The 19,537-nt window shown below is 55.7% G+C and carries 17 protein-coding genes; 15 read left to right on the plus strand and 2 right to left on the minus strand.

Features of this window, described 5'->3' with window-relative positions; translation table 11 throughout:
- The first annotated feature begins 65 nt into the window (after positions 1-65).
- The 4 genes from lon to M8006_RS14940 all read left to right on the plus strand — a co-directional run bounded on the left by lon (position 66) and on the right by M8006_RS14940 (position 6,134).
- Complete coding sequence (gene lon, locus M8006_RS14925; RefSeq protein ID WP_250083564.1) at positions 66-2,567, plus strand: endopeptidase La; 2,502 nt, start codon at positions 66-68, stop codon at positions 2,565-2,567.
- A 145-nt stretch (positions 2,568-2,712) separates the two neighbouring features.
- A complete protein-coding gene (locus tag M8006_RS14930; RefSeq protein ID WP_250083566.1) occupies positions 2,713-4,815 on the plus strand; it encodes a methyl-accepting chemotaxis protein in 2,103 nt (700 codons plus the stop codon).
- Between the two features lie 201 nt (positions 4,816-5,016).
- Positions 5,017-5,388, plus strand: a complete 372-nt coding sequence (locus M8006_RS14935) for an MbcA/ParS/Xre antitoxin family protein (protein ID WP_250083568.1) — start codon at positions 5,017-5,019, stop codon at positions 5,386-5,388.
- Positions 5,385-6,134, plus strand: coding sequence for an RES family NAD+ phosphorylase (locus M8006_RS14940; protein ID WP_250083570.1), 750 nt, complete (start codon positions 5,385-5,387; stop codon positions 6,132-6,134). Before M8006_RS14935 ends, M8006_RS14940 begins: the two co-directional genes overlap by 4 nt.
- A gap of 87 nt (positions 6,135-6,221) precedes the next feature.
- Here M8006_RS14940 and M8006_RS14945 read toward each other — a convergent pair whose 3' ends face one another.
- Positions 6,222-6,389 (minus strand): AMP-binding protein, encoded by a 168-nt coding sequence (locus M8006_RS14945; RefSeq protein WP_250083572.1) that lies wholly within the window; start codon positions 6,387-6,389, stop codon positions 6,222-6,224.
- A gap of 48 nt (positions 6,390-6,437) precedes the next feature.
- Entirely contained in the window at positions 6,438-7,067 is a 630-nt protein-coding gene (nudE, locus tag M8006_RS14950) for an ADP compounds hydrolase NudE (RefSeq protein WP_250083574.1), read from the minus strand.
- A 98-nt stretch (positions 7,068-7,165) separates the two neighbouring features.
- On the opposite strand from nudE, the gene yrfG reads away from it, so the two are divergent.
- The 11 genes from yrfG to M8006_RS15005 all read left to right on the plus strand — a co-directional run.
- Entirely contained in the window at positions 7,166-7,840 is a 675-nt protein-coding gene (yrfG, locus tag M8006_RS14955) for a GMP/IMP nucleotidase (RefSeq protein ID WP_250083575.1), read from the plus strand.
- The gene (locus M8006_RS14960; protein WP_250083577.1) at positions 7,837-8,226 is read left to right on the plus strand and encodes an RNA-binding S4 domain-containing protein; all 390 of its coding nucleotides are present in this window, start codon (positions 7,837-7,839) and stop codon (positions 8,224-8,226) included. The genes yrfG and M8006_RS14960 overlap by 4 nt, the downstream gene beginning before the upstream one ends.
- 22 nt (positions 8,227-8,248) lie before the next feature.
- Positions 8,249-9,124, plus strand: a complete 876-nt coding sequence (gene hslO, locus M8006_RS14965; protein ID WP_250083581.1) for an Hsp33 family molecular chaperone HslO — start codon at positions 8,249-8,251, stop codon at positions 9,122-9,124.
- Positions 9,125-9,437: 313 nt separating this feature from the next.
- Entirely contained in the window at positions 9,438-10,994 is a 1,557-nt protein-coding gene (locus M8006_RS14970) for a phosphoenolpyruvate carboxykinase (protein ID WP_250083583.1), read from the plus strand.
- Positions 10,995-11,326: 332 nt separating this feature from the next.
- The gene (gene msrB, locus M8006_RS14975; RefSeq protein ID WP_250083584.1) at positions 11,327-11,824 is read left to right on the plus strand and encodes a peptide-methionine (R)-S-oxide reductase MsrB; all 498 of its coding nucleotides are present in this window, start codon (positions 11,327-11,329) and stop codon (positions 11,822-11,824) included.
- Between the two features lie 67 nt (positions 11,825-11,891).
- Complete coding sequence (locus M8006_RS14980; RefSeq protein ID WP_250083587.1) at positions 11,892-14,279, plus strand: Tex family protein; 2,388 nt, start codon at positions 11,892-11,894, stop codon at positions 14,277-14,279.
- Between the two features lie 147 nt (positions 14,280-14,426).
- Entirely contained in the window at positions 14,427-16,067 is a 1,641-nt protein-coding gene (gene gshA / locus M8006_RS14985) for a glutamate--cysteine ligase (protein ID WP_250083589.1), read from the plus strand.
- Complete coding sequence (locus tag M8006_RS14990) at positions 16,067-16,570, plus strand: disulfide bond formation protein B (RefSeq protein WP_430886839.1); 504 nt, start codon at positions 16,067-16,069, stop codon at positions 16,568-16,570. Before gshA ends, M8006_RS14990 begins: the two co-directional genes overlap by 1 nt.
- A 198-nt stretch (positions 16,571-16,768) precedes the next feature.
- Positions 16,769-17,947: an acyl-CoA dehydrogenase gene (locus M8006_RS14995; protein WP_250083593.1), complete on the plus strand. Its 1,179-nt coding sequence runs from the start codon at positions 16,769-16,771 to the stop codon at positions 17,945-17,947.
- Positions 17,948-17,989: 42 nt separating this feature from the next.
- Positions 17,990-19,213, plus strand: coding sequence for a CaiB/BaiF CoA transferase family protein (locus M8006_RS15000; protein ID WP_250083595.1), 1,224 nt, complete (start codon positions 17,990-17,992; stop codon positions 19,211-19,213).
- Positions 19,214-19,259: 46 nt separating this feature from the next.
- Positions 19,260-19,537, plus strand: a 278-nt coding sequence (locus tag M8006_RS15005; RefSeq protein ID WP_250083597.1) for an aldehyde dehydrogenase family protein, incomplete at its 3' end; no start/stop codon positions are given.

Consider the following 19,537-nt stretch of genomic DNA (forward strand, 5'->3'; position numbering starts at 1 on the left):
CTGCCCGCATTCCCTAGGCAATGCTTGGCGACACATATGTCGCCACTGATTCCGAGGGAGGGCGCATGAGCGACCAGGATTTTGACAACGAATTTGATAACGACGCTGACAGCGAAAACGAAGCCCCAACGTGGGTAGCCGAAGACGAGGCCTCCGCGTACGAGCAAGCGCATGAGCGTAGCGACGACGCCTTTAACGAACAGGAGTACCGCTCTGATGGTGAGCAGGTACACTCTCTTGTGTCGGCCAGCGAGATGCTGCCAGAGCGTATTTACCTGCTGCCGATTCATAATCGGCCTTTCTTTCCAGCTCAGGTGCAGCCGTTGGTTATCAATCGCGAGCGCTGGGAAGAAACCATGCGCCGGTTGGGCAACACGCCACATCACACGATTGGGGTGGCGTTTGTTGGCGAGGCCGGTGTGAATTCACTCAGTGCCGATAGTTTTCCTGAGATCGGCACCGCGGTAAAGGTGCATAAGCTCAAGAGCGAAGACCAGCAGATTCAGTTTATTGCCCAGGGCTTGCAGCGCTTTAAAATTAAGCGCTGGTTGTCGAAAGAGCCGCCTTACCTGGTAGAAGTCACTTACCCTAAAGAGCCGGTTGACGCGGAGAATGAAGAAACCCGCGCCTATGCCATGGCGATTATCAACGGCATCAAAGAGCTGCTGCCGATTAATCCGTTGTATGGCGAAGAGCTCAAGCACTATTTAAACCGCTTTAGCCCCAATCAGCCGGGACCGCTGACCGACTTTGCCGCCGCGATTACCTCGGCCAAAGGCCTGGAGCTCCAGGATGCGCTCGCGACCCTCCCGGTGGCTGAGCGCATGCAAAAAGTGTTGCCGCTGTTGCGCAAAGAGATCGATGTGGCGCAGTTGCAAAGCGAAATCAGCGAGCAGGTTGACGCGCAGATGCAAGAGCGTCAGCGCGAGTTCTTTCTGCGCGAGCAGCTGAAAGTCATCCAGCGTGAGCTGGGTATTTCCAAGGATGACCGCGAGAACGATGTCGACACCTTCCGTGCGCGCCTGAAAAACGTCACCGTGCCCGAGCGCGTGCAGACGCGCATTGACGAAGAGTTGAATAAACTCGGCGTACTGGAAACCGGCTCGCCGGAATATGGCACCACGCGTAATTATCTGGACTGGCTCACCTGCTTGCCTTGGGGTATCACCAGCGACGATAAGTTGGATTTGGCCCATGCACGTAAGGTGCTTGATCGCGACCACGATGGCTTGACCGATGTGAAAGAACGCATCATCGAGTTTCTCGCCGAGGGTACGTTCAAAGGCGACGTGGGCGGCTCGATTGTGCTGCTGGTCGGCCCGCCAGGGGTGGGTAAAACGTCTGTCGGTCGCTCGATTGCCGAGGCGCTGGGGCGCAAGTTCTACCGCTTTTCGGTGGGCGGCATGCGCGACGAGGCGGAAATCAAAGGCCATCGCCGCACCTATATTGGCGCCATGCCCGGCAAGCTGGTACAGGCGTTGAAAGAAGTCGAAGTCCAAAATCCGGTCATCATGCTCGATGAGGTTGATAAGTTGGGTCAGTCGTTCCAGGGCGACCCCGCTTCGGCGTTATTGGAAGTGCTTGACCCTGAGCAAAACGTCGATTTCTTGGATCACTACTTGGACGTGCGCATGGACCTTTCGAAGGTGCTGTTCGTGTGCACGGCGAACACGCTGGATTCGATCCCTGGGCCGCTTCTCGACCGCATGGAGCAGATTCGTCTCGGCGGCTACATCGCCGAGGAAAAAGTGGCGATTGCCAAGCATCATTTGTGGCCGAAGCTGTTGAAACGCGACAACCTTAGCAAAAAGCGTATCAACCTGACGGATGCGGCACTGAAGCAAGTGATTGAAGGCTACGCACGTGAAGCCGGTGTGCGCCAGTTAGAAAAACAGCTGCACCGTATTGTGCGTAAAGCTGCCGTGAAAATGCTCGAAAATGAGCAGGAAACGGTCAAGGTGTCGGTGAATAATTTAGAAGAGTTTTTAGGCAAACCTATCTTCCGCAAAGAGAAAGTGCTCAGGGGCGAAGGCGTGGTGACAGGCCTTGCCTGGACGACGATGGGGGGCGCTACTTTGCCGATTGAGGCGACCAAGGTGCACGTCCTGGAGCGTGGCTTCAAATTGACCGGCAAGCTTGGTGATGTGATGCAAGAGTCGGCTAATATCGCTTACAGCTATACCTTGGGCCACCTGAAAGAGTACGGCGCCGATGCGGATTTCTTTGATTCGGCATTTGTACATCTGCACGTGCCCGAAGGGGCGACCCCTAAAGACGGGCCGTCGGCAGGGGTGTCAATGACCACGGCGTTGCTTTCTTTAGCGAAGCACGAGGCGATCAATCGGCCGTTGGCCATGACCGGTGAGCTAACGCTGACGGGTCAGGTGCTGTCAGTGGGTGGTATTCGCGAGAAAGTGATAGCCGCTCGGCGTAGCGATATTTTCGAGGTCATTCTGCCTGAAGCCAACCGCCGTGATTACGATGAACTGCCGGACTACCTGACAGACGGCGTAACGGTGCACTTTGCTGACCGCTATCAGGACGTGGCCAACGTCGTTTTCGGGTAAACGTCATCAACGCTGCGCGGTTGGCGTGGCGTTGATTTTCTCATGCTTAAGTCGTTGTGTATCAACGCTAATCTCTATACGTTAAAACTATGCGGTTCATACGTTGAGATGATGTGTATACCAAAGGCAAGGATGAGAGGCAGCCATGCGCGATAATCAGCCGGTAACGGATAAAGAGTATGCGTTAGACGACGACGATGTATTGATCTCCCGTTCTGATACGGACGGTAATATCACCTACGCCAACTCCGCTTTTGTCGAGGTGAGTGGCTATACCCACGACGAACTTATTGGCTCACCGCACAACCTGTTACGACACCCCGATATACCGCCTGAGGTGTTTAAAGATTTTTGGGAAACGCTAAAAGCGGGGCATACTTGGCAAGGCACGCTGAAAAACCGGCGTAAAAATGGGGATTATTACTGGGTGCAAGCCTCTGTGTCTGCCTTACGCGACGGTGACCATGTGATGGGTTATACCTCGGTGCGCCATCGCGCGACGCAAAAGGCGATTCAGCGTGCCGAACGTGTCTATGCCACGATCCGCCGAAAAGGCAGTTTGCGCGGGTATAAGATCCGGCGTGGGACCATCAAACGCACGGGACTAGTGGGTTGGGTGGGTCGTTTTAATTTTAGCAGCATGCAGGCAAAGCTAATGGGTATGGTGCTTGTCGCCATTATCCTGCTTGCCGTTGCCGGTAGCTTGGGCGTATACGGGCTAATGGTGTCGGGGGAGCGTTTAGCGCGGTTGAACCAAGCCGGGTTGGAAGATGTGGCAAGCTTGCAAGCCATTGAGCGGCTGCTCAACCAGGAAGTTAATGCCTTGGCGCCAGCGGTGCGCAATCCTCGGGGTGTGGACCTTTCAGCGCTCATCGCGACGTGGGAAGAAAGCGAAGCGCGTATGAATGCCCATTGGGAGCAATACAGTAATTCGGATCAGATCGAGCGCGAGAACGTTGCCGATTTTCGTTCACAGCTACAAGCCATTCAGGACGGAATTAGCGCTACTTACACCGCATTAGATGACGGTCAAGGGTTTCAAGCATTTGAATCTTTCAACGACGGCGTCGAGCCAATGTTAGCCTCTTTGCAAGCCACGGCCGATGCGTTGGTAGAGGATGAGCGTACCCTGGCGGCTGAATTAATGGCCGATGCTAAAGCAGGGCAAACACAGATGTTGACCACCCAAGCGGTGGTGCTGATTATCGGTGTCGTGACGATGGTGCTGTTAAGCGTATTGATTTTAAGGTCACTTATCAGTTCGTTGAATGATGCTCGGCGTGTCACCTTCCAGATTGCAGCAGGTAATTTGGCAACGCGAGTTAACCAGCAGCGTCAGGATGAGCTTGGTGACCTGCTAAATTCGATTCGTACCATGCGTGCCTCGCTGTCTAGTATCGTAGGAGAAGTGAATGAGCGCATCCAAGTCGTCACCCCAGCGGCACAGCGTATTGCTGATGAAAACGAAGACCTGGCTTCTCGTACCGAACAGCAAGCCTCATCCTTGCAACAAACGGCCTCCAGCATGGATCAAATGACCGTGACCGTGCAGCAAAATACAGATAATGCGCGGCAAGCAAATAAACTCGCTATGAAGAATGCCCAGGCGACGCGTGAGACGGGCGAAAAAATGCAGCAACTGGTAGACCGGATGGAGCGGATATCTGAGCGCTCCTCGAAGATGACCGACATCATCAGCGTCATTGACGGTATCGCCTTCCAAACCAATATTTTGGCACTGAATGCGTCTGTTGAAGCTGCTCGTGCCGGTGAAGCCGGGCGCGGTTTTGCGGTAGTGGCGAGTGAAGTGCGCCAGCTAGCTGGGCGTAGCGCAACGGCCGCACAGGAAATACGCGAGCTGATTGACGCCTCCGATAGTGAAATCCAAGGGGGGCGGCATGAGGCCAAAGCGGCGGAAACGTCTATTGAAGACGTTGTGGCGCAGGTAATGAAGGTGAGCGACCTGATGGAAGAGATTACCCACGCCTCAGAAGAGCAAACCAGCGGTATCACCCAGATCAACGCTGCCGTTTCCGAGATGGACCAAGTGACGCAGCAGAACGCCAGCCGGGTGCAATCGATCGCCGAGGCAGCCAACCAACTGACTTATGAGGCCAATGAGTTGGCTAACGTTGTAGCCGCGTTCCGCTTAGAAGGCGGGCATGAAGAGAGTATTGAAGCGGCATTGGCACGGTTGGCGCACACCTCACATCAACAGGCAACACCTCGGCTGGAGCAGGCTCTCTAACCGCTAGTGTGGTGATTCTTAAGTTCGCATAATGAATTTGGCTTGTCGGTGCGTCGATCAAGAGCTGATGCTGCTCGACCTACCGACGCCACTATCTCATCAGCAGTTTTCTGCCACTGGAAAGGTGTCGATGGGTTTTGATGGGTGAATAAACAACTTTTCTGCTATTATTGATGAAAATCCATCACGCTGAGGCGCATTATGCCAGCCCTTGCTCAAACAACGCCCACTCCTGAAAGGGTATTAGCGAAAGCAGTACTACGAGCTGCCGAGCAGTTAGGGTTATCGCAGTCTGATTTGGCAGAAGTGCTTGGCGTGCACCGTACAACCATCACGCAGCTTAAAAAAAGCCTGAAGCTCGATCCAAACTCCAAGCAGGGCGAGCTAGCCTTGTTGCTCATTCGCTTAGCTAGATCATTGTTCGCCCTTACCGGTGGCGACCAAACATGGATTCAGCATTTTATGCGCACGTCCAACCGTGCCACGGGGGGTATACCGGCTGAGCAAGTGACTCGGTTGGAGGGATTGTTTGCAGTACTGAGATTCGTGGATGGCATGCGGGGTAAGGTGTGAGTGTATGGGAGGCCTGCGGCGGCGCGCAAAAGATCGAACCTATTTCCGGCACTTTGTATAGGTTGGTGGAGAGCCAGGAGCAAGTGGCAACGCTCAGCTATGTGGACACCCTTGAAGAGCAGGAGCTTCTTGAAGCCTTGCTCGAAACCGCTAAGCCGCCTTATCCCCAGCAAGAGCGAGATCTCCATTACCTGCTGAAGACGCCTTTTCGCTATCCGCCACTCAAATGGGGTTCACGCTTTGGCCGAACATTTGAGCCGAGCCTCTTTTATGGTGGCAAAAGTATTGCGACAACATTAGCTGAATCTGCTTTCTATCGACTTGTCTTTTGGTACTCCATGGAAGGGAAGCCAGTGGCTGCATCACTGCGCACAGAGCATACGCTTTTTTCTGTGGACTATGCCGCTAAACAGGGTGTCAGACTACACGCAGGCCGTTTTGTCGAACATTTTGTCGAGTTAAAACATCCGGTTGATTACAACCCGTGTCAGCAATTGGGTAGCGCCATGCGTGGGGCGAGCGTTGAAGCGTTTGAGTTCGCCTCCGCGCGAGATACCCAGGGCGGTGTGTGCGTGGGCTTATTCACGCCTGATGCGCTCGCTCAGCAAGAGCCAGCCGATATGCGCCCATGGCTTTGTGTCACAAGTGCCGCTCAAGTGTCATTTAAGCGCAAAGACGCATCAGGCGTTTATACCTACCACCTGGATGATTTTCTCCACCATGGTGTGTTGCCTTTTCCTGCTTAGTGAACGGCTTTCTGCCCCGGGTTTGATAAAGGCGTGGTTAGGGGGAATGCAAAAATGCCTTTCTCCATGACGACGGTTGCTCAGTGACTAAAAAGGTAACGGGTCATCAGGGTCAAAAAAGCCGTCTTCGTCGATAAAGCCTTTATCCCCGGTGATGCACCAGCGGTGGCCATCGGCATTGTGGAGCGCCTTCGCCGTGCGCGGCGGGTCACTCAGATAGCCCTGCATCACCTGCGGGTCGCTGATCAATATCATGCCTGGTTTGCCATTGACCTTTGGGCAGCCTGAGATACGTACTCACGACTAAATGAAACCGCTCTCTTCCTGACGTTCGGCGCGGAGCTTGTCGCGGGCGATATACAGCGCGGCGATGGCGCGGGCTTCGTGGAAGTCTTCGCGCATCATCAGCATCGGCAGCTCTTCGAGGGCATGCGTCTCGACGATGAGTGGTTCGGGCTCATCGCCGGGTAGGCGCTTGGGGTAAAGGTCAGTGGCGATTAATACTTGCATGCGGTGGCGCATGTAGTTGGGCGCAAGCGAAAGTTCGACAAGCGGTTCAATACGGTGAGCGCCGAAGCCACACTCTTCCATCAATTCGCGGTTAGCGGCGGTGACAAAATCTTCCCCAGGGTCCACCAAACCCTTGGGTAGTGTCAGCACGTAATCTTCAAAGCCAGCGGCATACTCGCGAATTAACAGCACGTGTTCTGGGTCTGGCATGGCGACGATCATCACCGCACCGCGGTCGACGCCGGTTAGCCGCTCGAAGGTGCGCTCTTCATCGTTGGAAAACCGCAGATCGAGCGATTCAACGTGAAACAAGCGACTCTTCGCCACGCTTTCTCGCGCTAAAATTTGGGGTTTTTGCAGGTACGTTGGCGCGTTGTTCTCAGGCGTCGCCGCGTTAGTGGGTTGCGTATCAGACGATGACATTGATGCCTCCGTGGTTAAGCAATATCAGGGTGTAAGCGTGCTGGGTAAAAGCGATTGCGCTACAATAGCACGCTTTCCCCGACTACCTGGAGTGGCGCATGATCGACTGGCAGGCCATAGATACCGTGCTGTTGGATATGGATGGCACGCTATTGGATTTACACTTCGATAGCCACTTCTGGTTAGAGCATTTGCCACGCCGCTACGTTGAATTGCACCAGCTTGATGAGGCGTCGCAAACAGCACTCAAAGCCCGCATCATCGGCGAGCAGGGAACGCTTAATTGGTACAGTTTGGCGTATTGGAGTCGTGAGCTGGGCGTGGACGTTGTCGCCCTCAAACGCGAAGTGCAGCACCTTATCGGTTTGCGCGGCGACGCGCTCGATTTTCTTAAGTGGCTACAAACAGAACATCCGCGTGTGGTGTTGGCGACTAACGCCGATAGGGCGAGCTTGGAGCTCAAGCTGCCGCTCACCGGGCTGGAAGCGTATCTCGAAGCGATCGTGTCTTCAGAGGACGTGGGGGCGGCCAAGGAAGAGCAGGCGTTCTGGTTCGCGCTTCAAGAGATTGAGCCATTCGACCCGGCGCGCACGCTATTTATTGACGACAACCCTAGTGTGTTGGAAAGTGCCCGCGAATTTGGCATTAAGCATTTGCTTGGCATTAAGCAGCCTAATAGCCAGCGGCCGGAGAAAGCGCTTCAGGAGTTTGTCGCGTTGGACCGTTTTGCCCAGCTGTTGCCTCGCGATGTACCGCAGGAGGAGCCTAAATGAACGAAAACGTACGGTTAGATAAATGGCTTTGGGCCGCGCGCTTTTTCAAGACTCGCGCGCTGGCGAAAAAGGCGATAGAGGGCGGTAAAGTTCAGTACGAGGGTGCGCGTGCCAAGACCAGTAAAACGGTAGAACTGGGTGCTATCGTCCGTGTCCCCCAAGGGTGGGATGTTTTTGATGTCGAAGTCACCGGCCTCTCCGGCCAACGCCGCGGCGCACCGGAAGCCCGCATGCTTTACGCCGAAACCGAAGCAAGCCGTGAGCGCCGCGAGCGTGAAACTGAAGCGCGCCGTTTGAACAATCAGGTAATGCAACACCCGCTGAAACGCCCGGATAAAAAGCAGCGCCGTGAGATTCAGCGCTTCCAACGCAACCAAGGCGAGTGAGCGGACCTTAAGTGAGAGAGCGATGAACGACCAGATCCGACGATTTTTGTTTGACCAGACCAATGTGCGCGGCGAAATCGTGACCCTTGAACGCGCCTATCAAGAAGTGCTTGATCGCCATGCGTATCCGCCCGCGGTGAATGCGCTGCTCGGCGAACTCTTAGCCGCTGTCGCCCTGCTGACCGATACCGTGAAGCTTGATGGGACGTTGAGCATTGAAGTGCGTGGACAAGGGGCTCTCTCGCTTTTGATGGCTGAATCCAACCCTGGCGGTGAATTACGCGCCATTGCCCGCGTGGCGGAAGGGGCGGCGTTGCCGAGCGAAGCGGCGGCCTTTCGTGAGCTAGTGGGGGACGGCCAGATCGTGATCACGCTCGACCCCAAAGAAGGGCATCGGTACCAGGGAATTGTGGCGCTGGATCACGACTCGCTGGCTGGGTGTTTAGAAGCCTATTTTGGTCAATCGGAACAGCTGCCCACGCGGCTGTGGCTCGAAGCAGACGGTCGGCGTGCAGGCGGATTGTTATTACAGCGTTTGCCCCACGAGGCACAAAATCAAGATGTGGACGCGTGGGCGCGTAGCGTACAGCTAGCCGACACCATCAAACGTGAAGAGCTTTTGGGCTTGGAGCAGCGCGACGTGCTTTATCGGCTCTATCACGAAGAAACGGTGCGCGTTTTTGAGCCTAAAGCGCTGTATTTTGGCTGCACCTGTTCCCACGAGCGCATGGCCAAGGCGCTACTGACCTTAGGCGCGGATGAGCTGCGTGATATCGTTGCCGAGCAGGGGGGGATTGAGACGCAATGCCACTTTTGCCATACGGGATATCACTACACAGCGGCAGAAATTGAAACGCTTTTGGTTAATCCAGACGCTTCAGCCCCCACCATTCATTGATGTTGTAGTCTGCGCGAAAGCGCAAGAGGTTGTGCGGTAATGAAAATAAGAGCCCAAAGAATCAATAAGATTAGCGCCACGAATAAACGACCGTTTTATTGAAATTCTGCAGCGCAATACAAAATGTAGTGGTTGTGTTGTAGTTTAACTACAAAATATTTGCCGTATGCCCCCATTTCCCGGGGGCTTTCTTTTTGTCATAATGCGCTCGTTTTCAGCGTGCCCAGCCGTGTAACGACACGGTAGGGATGATTTTCAGGCGTCGGTGACGCCGGGTAAATGAGATAATTGGCCCCAAGGCCCAGGAATCGACATGACCACGACTCAAGCTGCCCCCCAAGCCCACGTGAACCTGAACAGTGCCGAACTGATTGAGCGCGCCGTGGCCCGTGGTGAAGGCCGCCTGTCGGCCAACGGCGCTCTGGTGGTAAACACAGGCGAGCGTACCGGCCGTTCACCGAAAGATCGCTTTATCGTCGATGAGTCGTCGACCCGTGACAGCATCGACTGGGGTAGTGTAAACCGTCCGTTCGACGCCGATAAATTCGGCGCTCTGTGGGCACACGTCAGCGATTACTTGGAAAGTGGCGAACACTTTGTCTCCGAGCTGCACGTGGGCAGCGACCCCGTTCACTACCTGCCGGTACGCGTGACCGCTGAAACTGCCTGGCACAATCTGTTCGGCCGCACGATGTTTGTCCGCCCCGAGGTGTATAACCCGAGCGCCAAAGAGACGTGGCAGATTCTCAACGCACCCCACTTTGAGTGCATGCCGAACCGTGATGGCACCAATTCTGATGGCTGCGTGATTATTAACTTTGCCGAGAAGAAAGTGCTGATTGCCGGTATGCGCTATGCCGGTGAAATGAAAAAAGCCATGTTCTCGGTGCAGAATTTCCTGTTGCCTGAGTCCGGTGTGCTGCCGATGCACTGCTCCGCTAATGTCGGCGAAGACGGTGAAACCTGCCTCTTTTTTGGTCTTTCCGGTACCGGTAAAACCACGCTTTCGGCTGACCCGGCGCGCTATCTGATTGGCGACGATGAGCACGGCTGGGGCGATGATACCGTCTTCAACATGGAAGGTGGTTGTTACGCTAAGTGCATTGATCTCTCCGAGAAAAACGAGCCGGTGATCTGGAACGCCATCCACTTTGGTACCGTGCTGGAAAACGTCGTACTCGATGACCGCCGCGAGCCGGACTACGCTGACGATAGCCTCACTCAGAACTCACGCGCTGCTTATCCGCTCGAGCACATCGAAAAGCGTGTACAGGAAAATCGTGCCGGTGAACCTAACGCGATTGTCTTTTTGACTTGCGATATGTCGGGTGTTTTACCGCCGGTTTCTGTGTTGTCCAAAGAAGCCGCGGCGTATCACTTCCTTTCTGGCTACACCGCTAAGGTCGGCTCTACCGAAATGGGCGCTTCAGAAGGGTTGGAAGCTACGTTCTCCACCTGCTTTGGCGCACCGTTCTTTCCACGCCCGGCGCGTGAGTACGCGGATCTTCTGGTCAAGCGTGTCGAGCAGAAAGACGCTCAGGTGTATCTCGTTAACACGGGCTGGACCGGTGGTTCCTTTGGTGAAGGCGGCTCGCGCTTCTCTATTCCAACGACTCGCGCGATTATCAGCGCCATTCAGTCGGGCGTGCTGCGCGACGTGGAAACTCAGCACATTGACGGTTTGAACCTGCAGGTGCCCACTGCCGTGCCCGGCGTAGACTCCAGCTTGTTGAACCCGCGCGAAACTTGGGAAGATAAAGACGCCTATGATCGTCACCTGCGCGAGCTGACCACTAAATTCGTGGATAACTTCAAGAAGTTCGAGGGTGTTAACGACGCCATCATCAAGGCAGGTCCGAGCATGATGTAATCAAGATGGCTTGGTAGCGGTATACTGAACTGATAAGCGGGGCAGTGCTTTTGCACTGCCCCGCTTGTGGTTGAGACAGTGGTTGAGACAATGGTAGTTGCAATGATAGCGGCATAAACCACAGTTTGGCAGGAAGGTGAAGTGCGGCTATCGTTTTTTGAATCCTCGACACCCTAAGTTGATACGTCGCGAGTGCCGAACTTACCGCACACATAGCAGTCCCAATGGGACGCTGTTTATACGCTGCCCTTTTTTGTATAGAGCTTGTTTTGTATAGGGCTTGTTGGGTATTGACGGTCAATTTCGCGATGGTGTGTAGGAGGTGCTTGACCATGAAACGACGCCATTTTTTGGGTTTGTCGGGTTTAACCGGCTTAACGGCGCTGATACCCGGTGTTTCCATGGGGTTTCCACGGGTGAAGCTCGAAGCCGCCGAGGGGCTTGAGCGTGTGACGTTAAGCGAGGATGAGTGGCGCGAGAAACTCTCGTCAAAAGCTTACTACGTGCTGCGTGAGCACGGCACCGAAGCCGCGTTTTCCAGCCCGTTGGATGATGAGCAGCGCAAGGGCGAGTATCGCTGCGCCGGATGCGATTTGGTGTTATTTACTAGCGATACAAAGTTTGACTCTGGCACCGGCTGGCCGAGCTTTTATACCCATGTCGAAGGGCATTTGCTCAGTCAGCTCGATTTCAGCATGATTTGGCCACGGACCGAATATCACTGCGCACGCTGTCGCGGGCATCAAGGGCACGTGTTCAGCGATGGGCCGGAACCCACTGGGCTGCGTTGGTGCAATAACGGCGCTGCCCTGCATTTCGTGCCTGCCTGAGGCAGTTAAAGTCGCTTTGTGATACCTTGTGGCTTCTCCTTAATGCTGCATGAGTTAGTTGCGATATATGGATGTCAATCAGCGTATTCTCACGTGCTTAGCCGATGAGCTGAGCGTTCGCCCGCAACAGGTATCGGCGACGGTGGCGTTGTTGGATGAAGGCGCAACCGTGCCGTTTATCGCCCGTTACCGCAAAGAAGTCACCGGTGCGTTGGATGACATACAACTGCGCCAGCTTGATGAGCGCCTGCGTTATTTGCGTGAGCTGGAAGAGCGTCGCGCGACGGTGCTTGTCGCCATTGATGAGCAGGGTAAACTAAGCCCGGAGCTGGCGAGTAAGATCGACGCGGCAGATACCAAGCAGCGCTTGGAGGATTTATACCGTCCGTTTAAGAAAAAGCGCCGCACCAAAGCGCAGATTGCCCGCGAAGCGGGATTAGAGCCGCTAGCGGATGCGCTACTGGCCGACCCCACGCGCAATCCTGAAACCGAAGCCGCCCATTATCTGCGTCCGGCGGAAGGGGAAGCGCCCGCAATCGAAGATGCCAAAGCCGCGCTCGACGGGGCCAAGCAGATACTGATGGAGCGCTTTGCCGAAGACCCGGAACTGGTGGGTCAGCTGCGCCAGCGCCTATGGCAAGAGGGCGAGCTTTCGTCTCGCTTGCTGGAAGGCAAAGCGCAAGAAGGCGCCAAATTCTCCGATTACTTCGAGCACGATGAAAAACTGGCAAAAGTGCCGTCTCACCGTGCGTTAGCAATGTTCCGGGGACGTAACGAGGGGGCGCTAAGCCTTGCGATTCGCTTACCCGGCGAAGACGAAGCCGATGTACACCCCGCCCAGGTGGCGATTGCCAAACATGTGGGAGTGCGTGACGAAGGGCGCCCTGCCGATAAATGGCTGACTGAGGTCGTCCGCTGGACCTGGCGAGTCAAACTTTACACCGCGCTGGAAACCGAGCTTCTTGGCCAGCTGCGCGAACACGCCGAGCTTACCGCCATTGAGGTGTTTGCGGCGAACCTAAAAGATTTACTGCTGGCCGCGCCAGCCGGGCAGAAGGTCACGCTGGCCATCGACCCTGGCCTGCGCACCGGCTGTAAAGTTGCGGTGGTGGATGCCACGGGCCAGTTCGTCGATCAAACCACGATCTACCCTCACGCGCCGCAAAAGCGTTGGGATGAATCGCTTGCTGAACTGGCACGCTTGGTCAAAAAGCACAATGTCTCGCTGATTGCAGTGGGCAACGGTACGGCCAGCCGCGAAACCGATAAACTCGCCGCCGAGCTCGTCAAAGCCATGGCGCCTGATTTTCGGCTGAGCAAGGTCATGGTCTCTGAAGCCGGAGCGTCGGTTTACTCGGCGTCTGAATACGCCTCCCGCGAGTTGCCTGATCTTGATGTCACGGTACGGGGTGCCGTCTCGATCGCGCGGCGGTTGCAGGACCCGCTGGGTGAGCTGGTTAAGATTGAGCCGAAGTCCATCGGGGTGGGGCAGTACCAGCACGATGTTTCTCAAGTGCAGCTTTCCAAGTCGCTCGAAGCCGTGATCGAAGACTGCGTTAACGCCGTGGGGGTGGATTTGAACACCGCCTCTAGCGCGCTGCTCTCGCGTGTGGCGGGGCTCTCATCGACGCTTGCCGACAATATCGTTGCCCAGCGCAATGCCAAAGGCGCTTTTGCCAGCCGTCAGGAACTTTTAGATGTCAGCCGGCTAGGGCCGAAGACGTTTGAGCAGTGCGCCGGCTTCTTGCGTATTCCTCAGGCGAAAAACCCGCTGGATGCCAGCGCCGTTCACCCGGAAGCTTACCCGCTCGCGGAACGCATCGCCAAGCAGAGCGGGCGCGAGCTGCGTAGCCTGATCGGTGATAGCGCCGCGCTGAAAGCGCTCACACCGGCCGAGTTTGCCGACGAGCGGTTTGGTCTGCCCACGGTAACCGATATTCTCAAAGAGCTGGATAAACCCGGCCGCGACCCGCGCCCTGAGTTTAAGGCCGCCGCGTTTCGCGAGGGCGTCGAAACGCTCAATGACCTTAAGCTCGGTATGGTGCTTGAAGGCACCGTCACTAACGTGACGCATTTCGGCGCGTTTGTGGATATCGGCGTGCATCAGGATGGCTTAGTGCATATTTCTGCGCTGTCTGATCGCTTTGTGGAAGACCCGCGCAGCGTGGTAAAAGCCGGTGATATCGTCACCGTGAAAGTGATGAGCGTAGACATTGCGCGCAAACGTGTCGGCATGTCCATGCGGCTGGATGATCAGCCGGATGCCGACAGCGCCGCTGGTCAAGCGCGTGGCGATGAGGCGAAAAACGGGGCGAAACCCGATGACGTAAAGCCGAATCGTGGCAAGCGTAAATCCGCTAAACCGGCGCAAGGGCGTGCCCAAGAGAGTGCTCAAGAAAGTGCGCCGGTGGGGGCGCTTGGCGCGGCGCTGCTTAAAGCCCGCCAAAACAAGTAAACGCCGCGTCATAGCGTGGGTTAATTAGCCTGTTACCTTGATTGTTGCCTAAATGGCGCCATATCCTGCGGGTATTTGTTGTCGTGGCGACATTCGCTGAGTTCACCTAGCCCGCTGAGGCGGGCTGTTAAACAAGGAGTGTTCACCTTGTCTGAACCTCTCTCTGTACCGTCATTTTTAGCCGCCAACGTGGCGCGTTTGCTGCCTGCCGCCCGCGAGGGTCGCCTGGGCCGCCTGCGCCGTGGGATCGAAAAAGAGGGGTTGCGCGTCGACGCCGAGGGCTGTATTGCCCAGACGCCGCACCCGCAGACGCTTGGTTCTAAGCTGACCCACCCGCACATCACCACCGATTATTCCGAGGCACTTTTAGAGTACATCACCCCGGTTTACTCCGAGCCGCGCGAAGCGCTGGCTTTTTTGGGCGATCTGCAGGCGTTTAGCTATCGTTACCTTGATGACGAGTGGATCTGGCCGACGAGTATGCCCGCCCGCTTAAATGGCAACGATAGCGTCGTGATTGCTGACTACGGTAACTCCAATACCGGCATCATGAAGCATGTCTATCGCAAAGGGCTGGACGTGCGTTATGGGCGCATCATGCAGGCGATTGCCGGCGTACACTATAACGTCTCGCTACCGGATTCGATGTGGCAAGTGCTACAGGCGTTTGAAGGTCAAGAAAACACCTCGCTGAACGACTACCGCTCAACTCGCTACTTCGGTTTGATTCGTAACTTCCGCCGCCACAGCTGGCTTTTGCTCTACCTCTTCGGCGCTTCGCCGGCGATTGATAAAAGCTTTTTGCCCAGCGGTAACGTGCCGGAAAAACTCAAAACGTTAGACGATGCAACCTATTATGCGCCTTACGCCACGACGCTACGCATGTCGGATCTGGGCTATCAAAATAAGGTGCAAGAACAGCTGAAAATCTGTTTTAACTCGTTATCCAACTACGTCAATACGTTGCGCCATGCTATCTCCTCGCCGTGGCCGGATTACGAAAAGGTAGGCGTGAATGTCGACGGTGAATGGCGTCAGCTTAATGCCAATATTCTGCAGATCGAAAACGAGTACTACAGCGATATTCGTCCCAAGCGCGTCGCTAAGCACAACGAGACGCCGAGCCAAGCGCTAGAAGCGCGCGGGGTGGAATACATCGAAGTGCGCTGCCTGGACTTAAATCCCTTTGATCCGCTCGGCGTGACCGAAACACAAATCCGCTTTATCGATACGTTTCTCATGTGGTGTTTGCTCAGCGAAAGCCCATGGATTTCCGATGAGGAGTGTGACCGTCTGGACGATAACCGCCGTTTTGTCGTCGAGCGTGGCCGCGACCCAGCGCTAGTGCTAACTCGCGATGGCAAAGCCACTAGCGTGCGCGACTGGGGCGAGCAAATCTTTACCGAGATGACCGAGGTGGCAACGTTGCTGGATGCAATGGAGGATGGCTCTCCCCACGCCGAGGCCATCGCGGCATTGGCACCTAGCCTGCAAGACCCGTCGCTGACGCCGTCAGCGCAGCTTTTGGCACGCCTAGAGCAAGAGAACGTGTCGCTTAACGAGTTGATGCTTTCCTTGGCCAAAGAACAGGGCGAGCAGCTGCGCCATCAGCCGATGATACGTGCGCGTCAAACGCTGCTGGATCAGCTGGTGGAGACCTCGCATCAACAGCAGCAAGATATCGAAGAAGCCGATCTAGAGAGCTTTGATGCGTTTCTGGCCGACTACTTTGCCAGCGCGCGCGAAAATCGTGCCCTCACGCCGCTACACAGCGAGGTGTCCTCTTGATGCTGGCTTCCACGCGCGGAGTGGCGCTGGCAGGGTTCGCGTTCTGCGTATTGATGATGGCTGTTGCGCTCGTGCTTGAGCATATCGTTGGCTTCGCGCCATGTCCGTTGTGTATTTTTCAGCGGGTGGGGGTGATTGCGACCGCCATCGTGCTAGCCGTTGCGGCACTGCATAACCCCGCTGGGCGCATTGGGTGTGCTTTGTACGCTGTGCTGAGCTTAATCACTGTTGCTGGCGGGGCTTTTGTCGCCGGGCGCCATGTGTGGTTGCAGTCACTGCCCGCCGATAAAGTGCCGAGCTGCGGGCCAAATCTTGATTACATGATGGATATGCTGCCGTTACAGGACGTGGTGGCGATGGTGCTCACCGGTTCGGGTGAGTGCGCCGAAATAAGTTTCTCTCTGCTGGGGCTTTCCCTTCCCGCCTGGACGCTCGTCGGCTTTTTATTGTTAGCTTTGGCGCCGTTACGCCTGCTTTGGCTTTCCATTATGGCTCGCTGTTAACCCGCTTACACGCGTCTCGTTTGTGTTTATTTCACTCTTCTCGGCACCCGAATTTAACGCTCGGGTGCCGAGCGTGTTTGCGCGCAAAGGAAAAATATTTTGACGATTTGATAAAATATAGATATTTTCTAGTGAGGTACTTTAACGATTACCTATCGCCGCTACAGCTATTGCCACTACATCTTGGGAGCTATGACGATGAGCCGTTTTAATTGGGACGATCCGTTACTACTGGAACAGCAGTTGACCGACGAAGAGCGTCAGATTCGCGACGCCGCCTACGATTACTGTCAAGAAAACCTGCAGCCGCGGGTGTTATCGGCGTTTCGTGAAGAGCGTTTTGACCGCGACATCATGAACGAGATGGGAGAACTTGGCCTGCTGGGCGCGACGGTCTCGCCGGAGTACGGCGGTGCAGGCGTTAACCATGTCGCTTATGGGCTGATTGCTCGCGAAGTCGAGCGTGTTGATTCCGGTTATCGCTCGGCCATGAGCGTACAGTCGTCGCTGGTGATGTTCCCGATTGAAGCTTATGGCTCAGAAGAACAAAAGCAGAAATACCTGCCTAAGCTTGCCAGCGGTGAGATGGTCGGCTGCTTTGGCCTAACCGAACCCGATCACGGCTCCGACCCTGGCGCCATGGTCACGCGTGCCGAGAAAGTGGACGGCGGCTATCGCCTCACCGGCGCCAAAATTTGGATCACCAATAGCCCGATTGCCGATGTCGCCGTGGTATGGGCCAAATCCGCCGCCCACGATAACCAAATTAAAGGCTTTATCGTTGAGCGTGGCACTGAGGGGTTCAGCGCCCCAAAAATTGAGGGTAAGGTTTCTCTGCGTGCGTCAATCACTGGCGAGATCGTGCTGGATAACGCCTTTGTGCCGGAAGAGAACGTGCTACCTAACGTGAGCGGCCTAAAAGGCCCGTTCGGCTGCTTGAACAAGGCGCGCTACGGCATCGCGTGGGGCGTCATGGGTAGCGCCGAGTTCTGTTGGCACGCCGGGCGCCAGTACACGCTGGATCGCAAACAGTTTGGCCGCCCGCTCGCCGCTAACCAGCTGATTCAGAAAAAACTCGCCGATATGCAGACCGAGATCACCCTGGGCCTGCAGAGCGCACTCCAAGTGGGTCGCCTACTGGATAGCGGCAACTGGGCGCCGGAGATGATCTCGCTGATTAAGCGCAACAACTGCGGCAAGGCGCTGGATATTGCCCGCGTAGCGCGGGATATGCACGGCGGCAACGGCGTATCAGACGAGTACGGCGTGATTCGCCACATGGTGAATTTGGAGTCGGTCAATACCTATGAAGGCACGCACGATATCCACGCGTTAATTCTGGGGCGGGCACAAACCGGTATCCAAGCCTTTTTCTAATTGTTTCGCTTTTCCAATACCTTCTTAGCGCAGGAGTGAACCATGGCAGGTCCCTTACAAGGGTTGCGTGTACTTGACCTTAGTCGCGTGTTGGCGGGTCCCTGGAGTACCCAGATTCTAGCGGATATGGGGGCCGAGGTGATTAAGATCGAGCGGCCCGGCAGCGGTGATGATACGCGCCACTGGGGGCCGCCCTGGTTTCAGGCGGAAGATGGCAGTGAGACACGTGAATCGGCTTATTATCTCGCCGCCAACCGTGGTAAGCACTCGCTAACCGTCGATATTAGTCAGCCCGAAGGCCAAGACTTGATTCGCGAGATCGCCAGCCAAAGCGACATCTTGGTCGAGAACTTTAAAAGCGGTGGCCTTGCGAAGAAGGGGCTAGATTACGCAACGCTCTCGGCGCCCAATCCGGGGTTGATCTACTGTTCTATTACAGGCTTTGGGCATACCGGGCCGATGGCCGAAATGGCAGGTTACGACTATCTTATTCAAGCCCAAGGTGGGCTGATGAGCATTACCGGGGCGGCGGACGACGAGCCAGGCGCCGGCCCGAAGCGTGTCGGTGTGGCCGTCGCGGATTTGACCACCGGCATGAACGCTACCATTGCCATTTTAGGGGCGTTGTACCACCGAACCCAGACCGGGGAAGGGCAGCATATCGACATGGCGCTACTGGATGTCCAGGTGAGCTGGCTCGCGAATCAGGCGCAGAACTACTTCTGCAGCGGGAAACCGCCGGCGCGTACCGGCGACTACCACCCCAATCTGGTGCCGTATCAGCCATTTCCCACCGCCGATGGTGAGCAAATCATTATTGCCGTCGGGAATAATGGCCAGTTTCAACGTTTTTGCGAAGCCATTGGCCACGGCGAGCTTGCCCACGACATACGTTTTGCGACCAACGCTGAACGGGTAAAACACCGGGTTGAGCTCATTGAGTTGTTAGTCAGCGCGACCAAAACACGCACGCTCAATGAGTGGACGGTGTTGCTCAACGAGATTGGCGTTCCCTGCGGCCCGATTCAGGATATCGCTCAGGTTTTTGACGACCCGCAAGTTCAAGCGCGTGGCATGCAGGTTTCGCTTGATTCCGCGCAGGGACCGGTACAAGGCGTGGCTAACCCGATCAAGTACTCGAAAACCGAGATTGAATACCACAAAGCGCCGCCCGCGCTCGGCGAGGATACGGCTGCCGTGCTTGAGCGCGTGCTGAAAAAACCGGCGAGTGAGATTGAAGCACTGAAGAAAAAGGGCGTGGTTTAGCACGTAAAGCATTAGCCGGTTTTGAATAACCACAAAGGAAAAGACCATGGAAACGTTGCTCGATATCCTGATTCCCAAACCCTTTATTGCCGGTGAGTGGCGCGATGCGAAGACGCATTTTTCCGTCACAAATCCCGCCAATGGGAAAGTTCTGGCGGAAGTGCCCGATTTAGGCGGCGAAGAAACCCGTGAAGCCATCGCCGCCGCCGAAGCCGCCTGGCCCGCGTGGCGTCAACACACGGCCAAAGCGCGCGCCAACCTGTTACGCGCTTGGTTCGATGCCATTATGGATCACCAAGAAGCGCTCGCCCGACTGATGACGCT

The organism is Halomonas llamarensis (assembly GCF_023555005.1).
Classification (GTDB): Bacteria; Pseudomonadota; Gammaproteobacteria; order Pseudomonadales; family Halomonadaceae; genus Vreelandella; species Vreelandella llamarensis.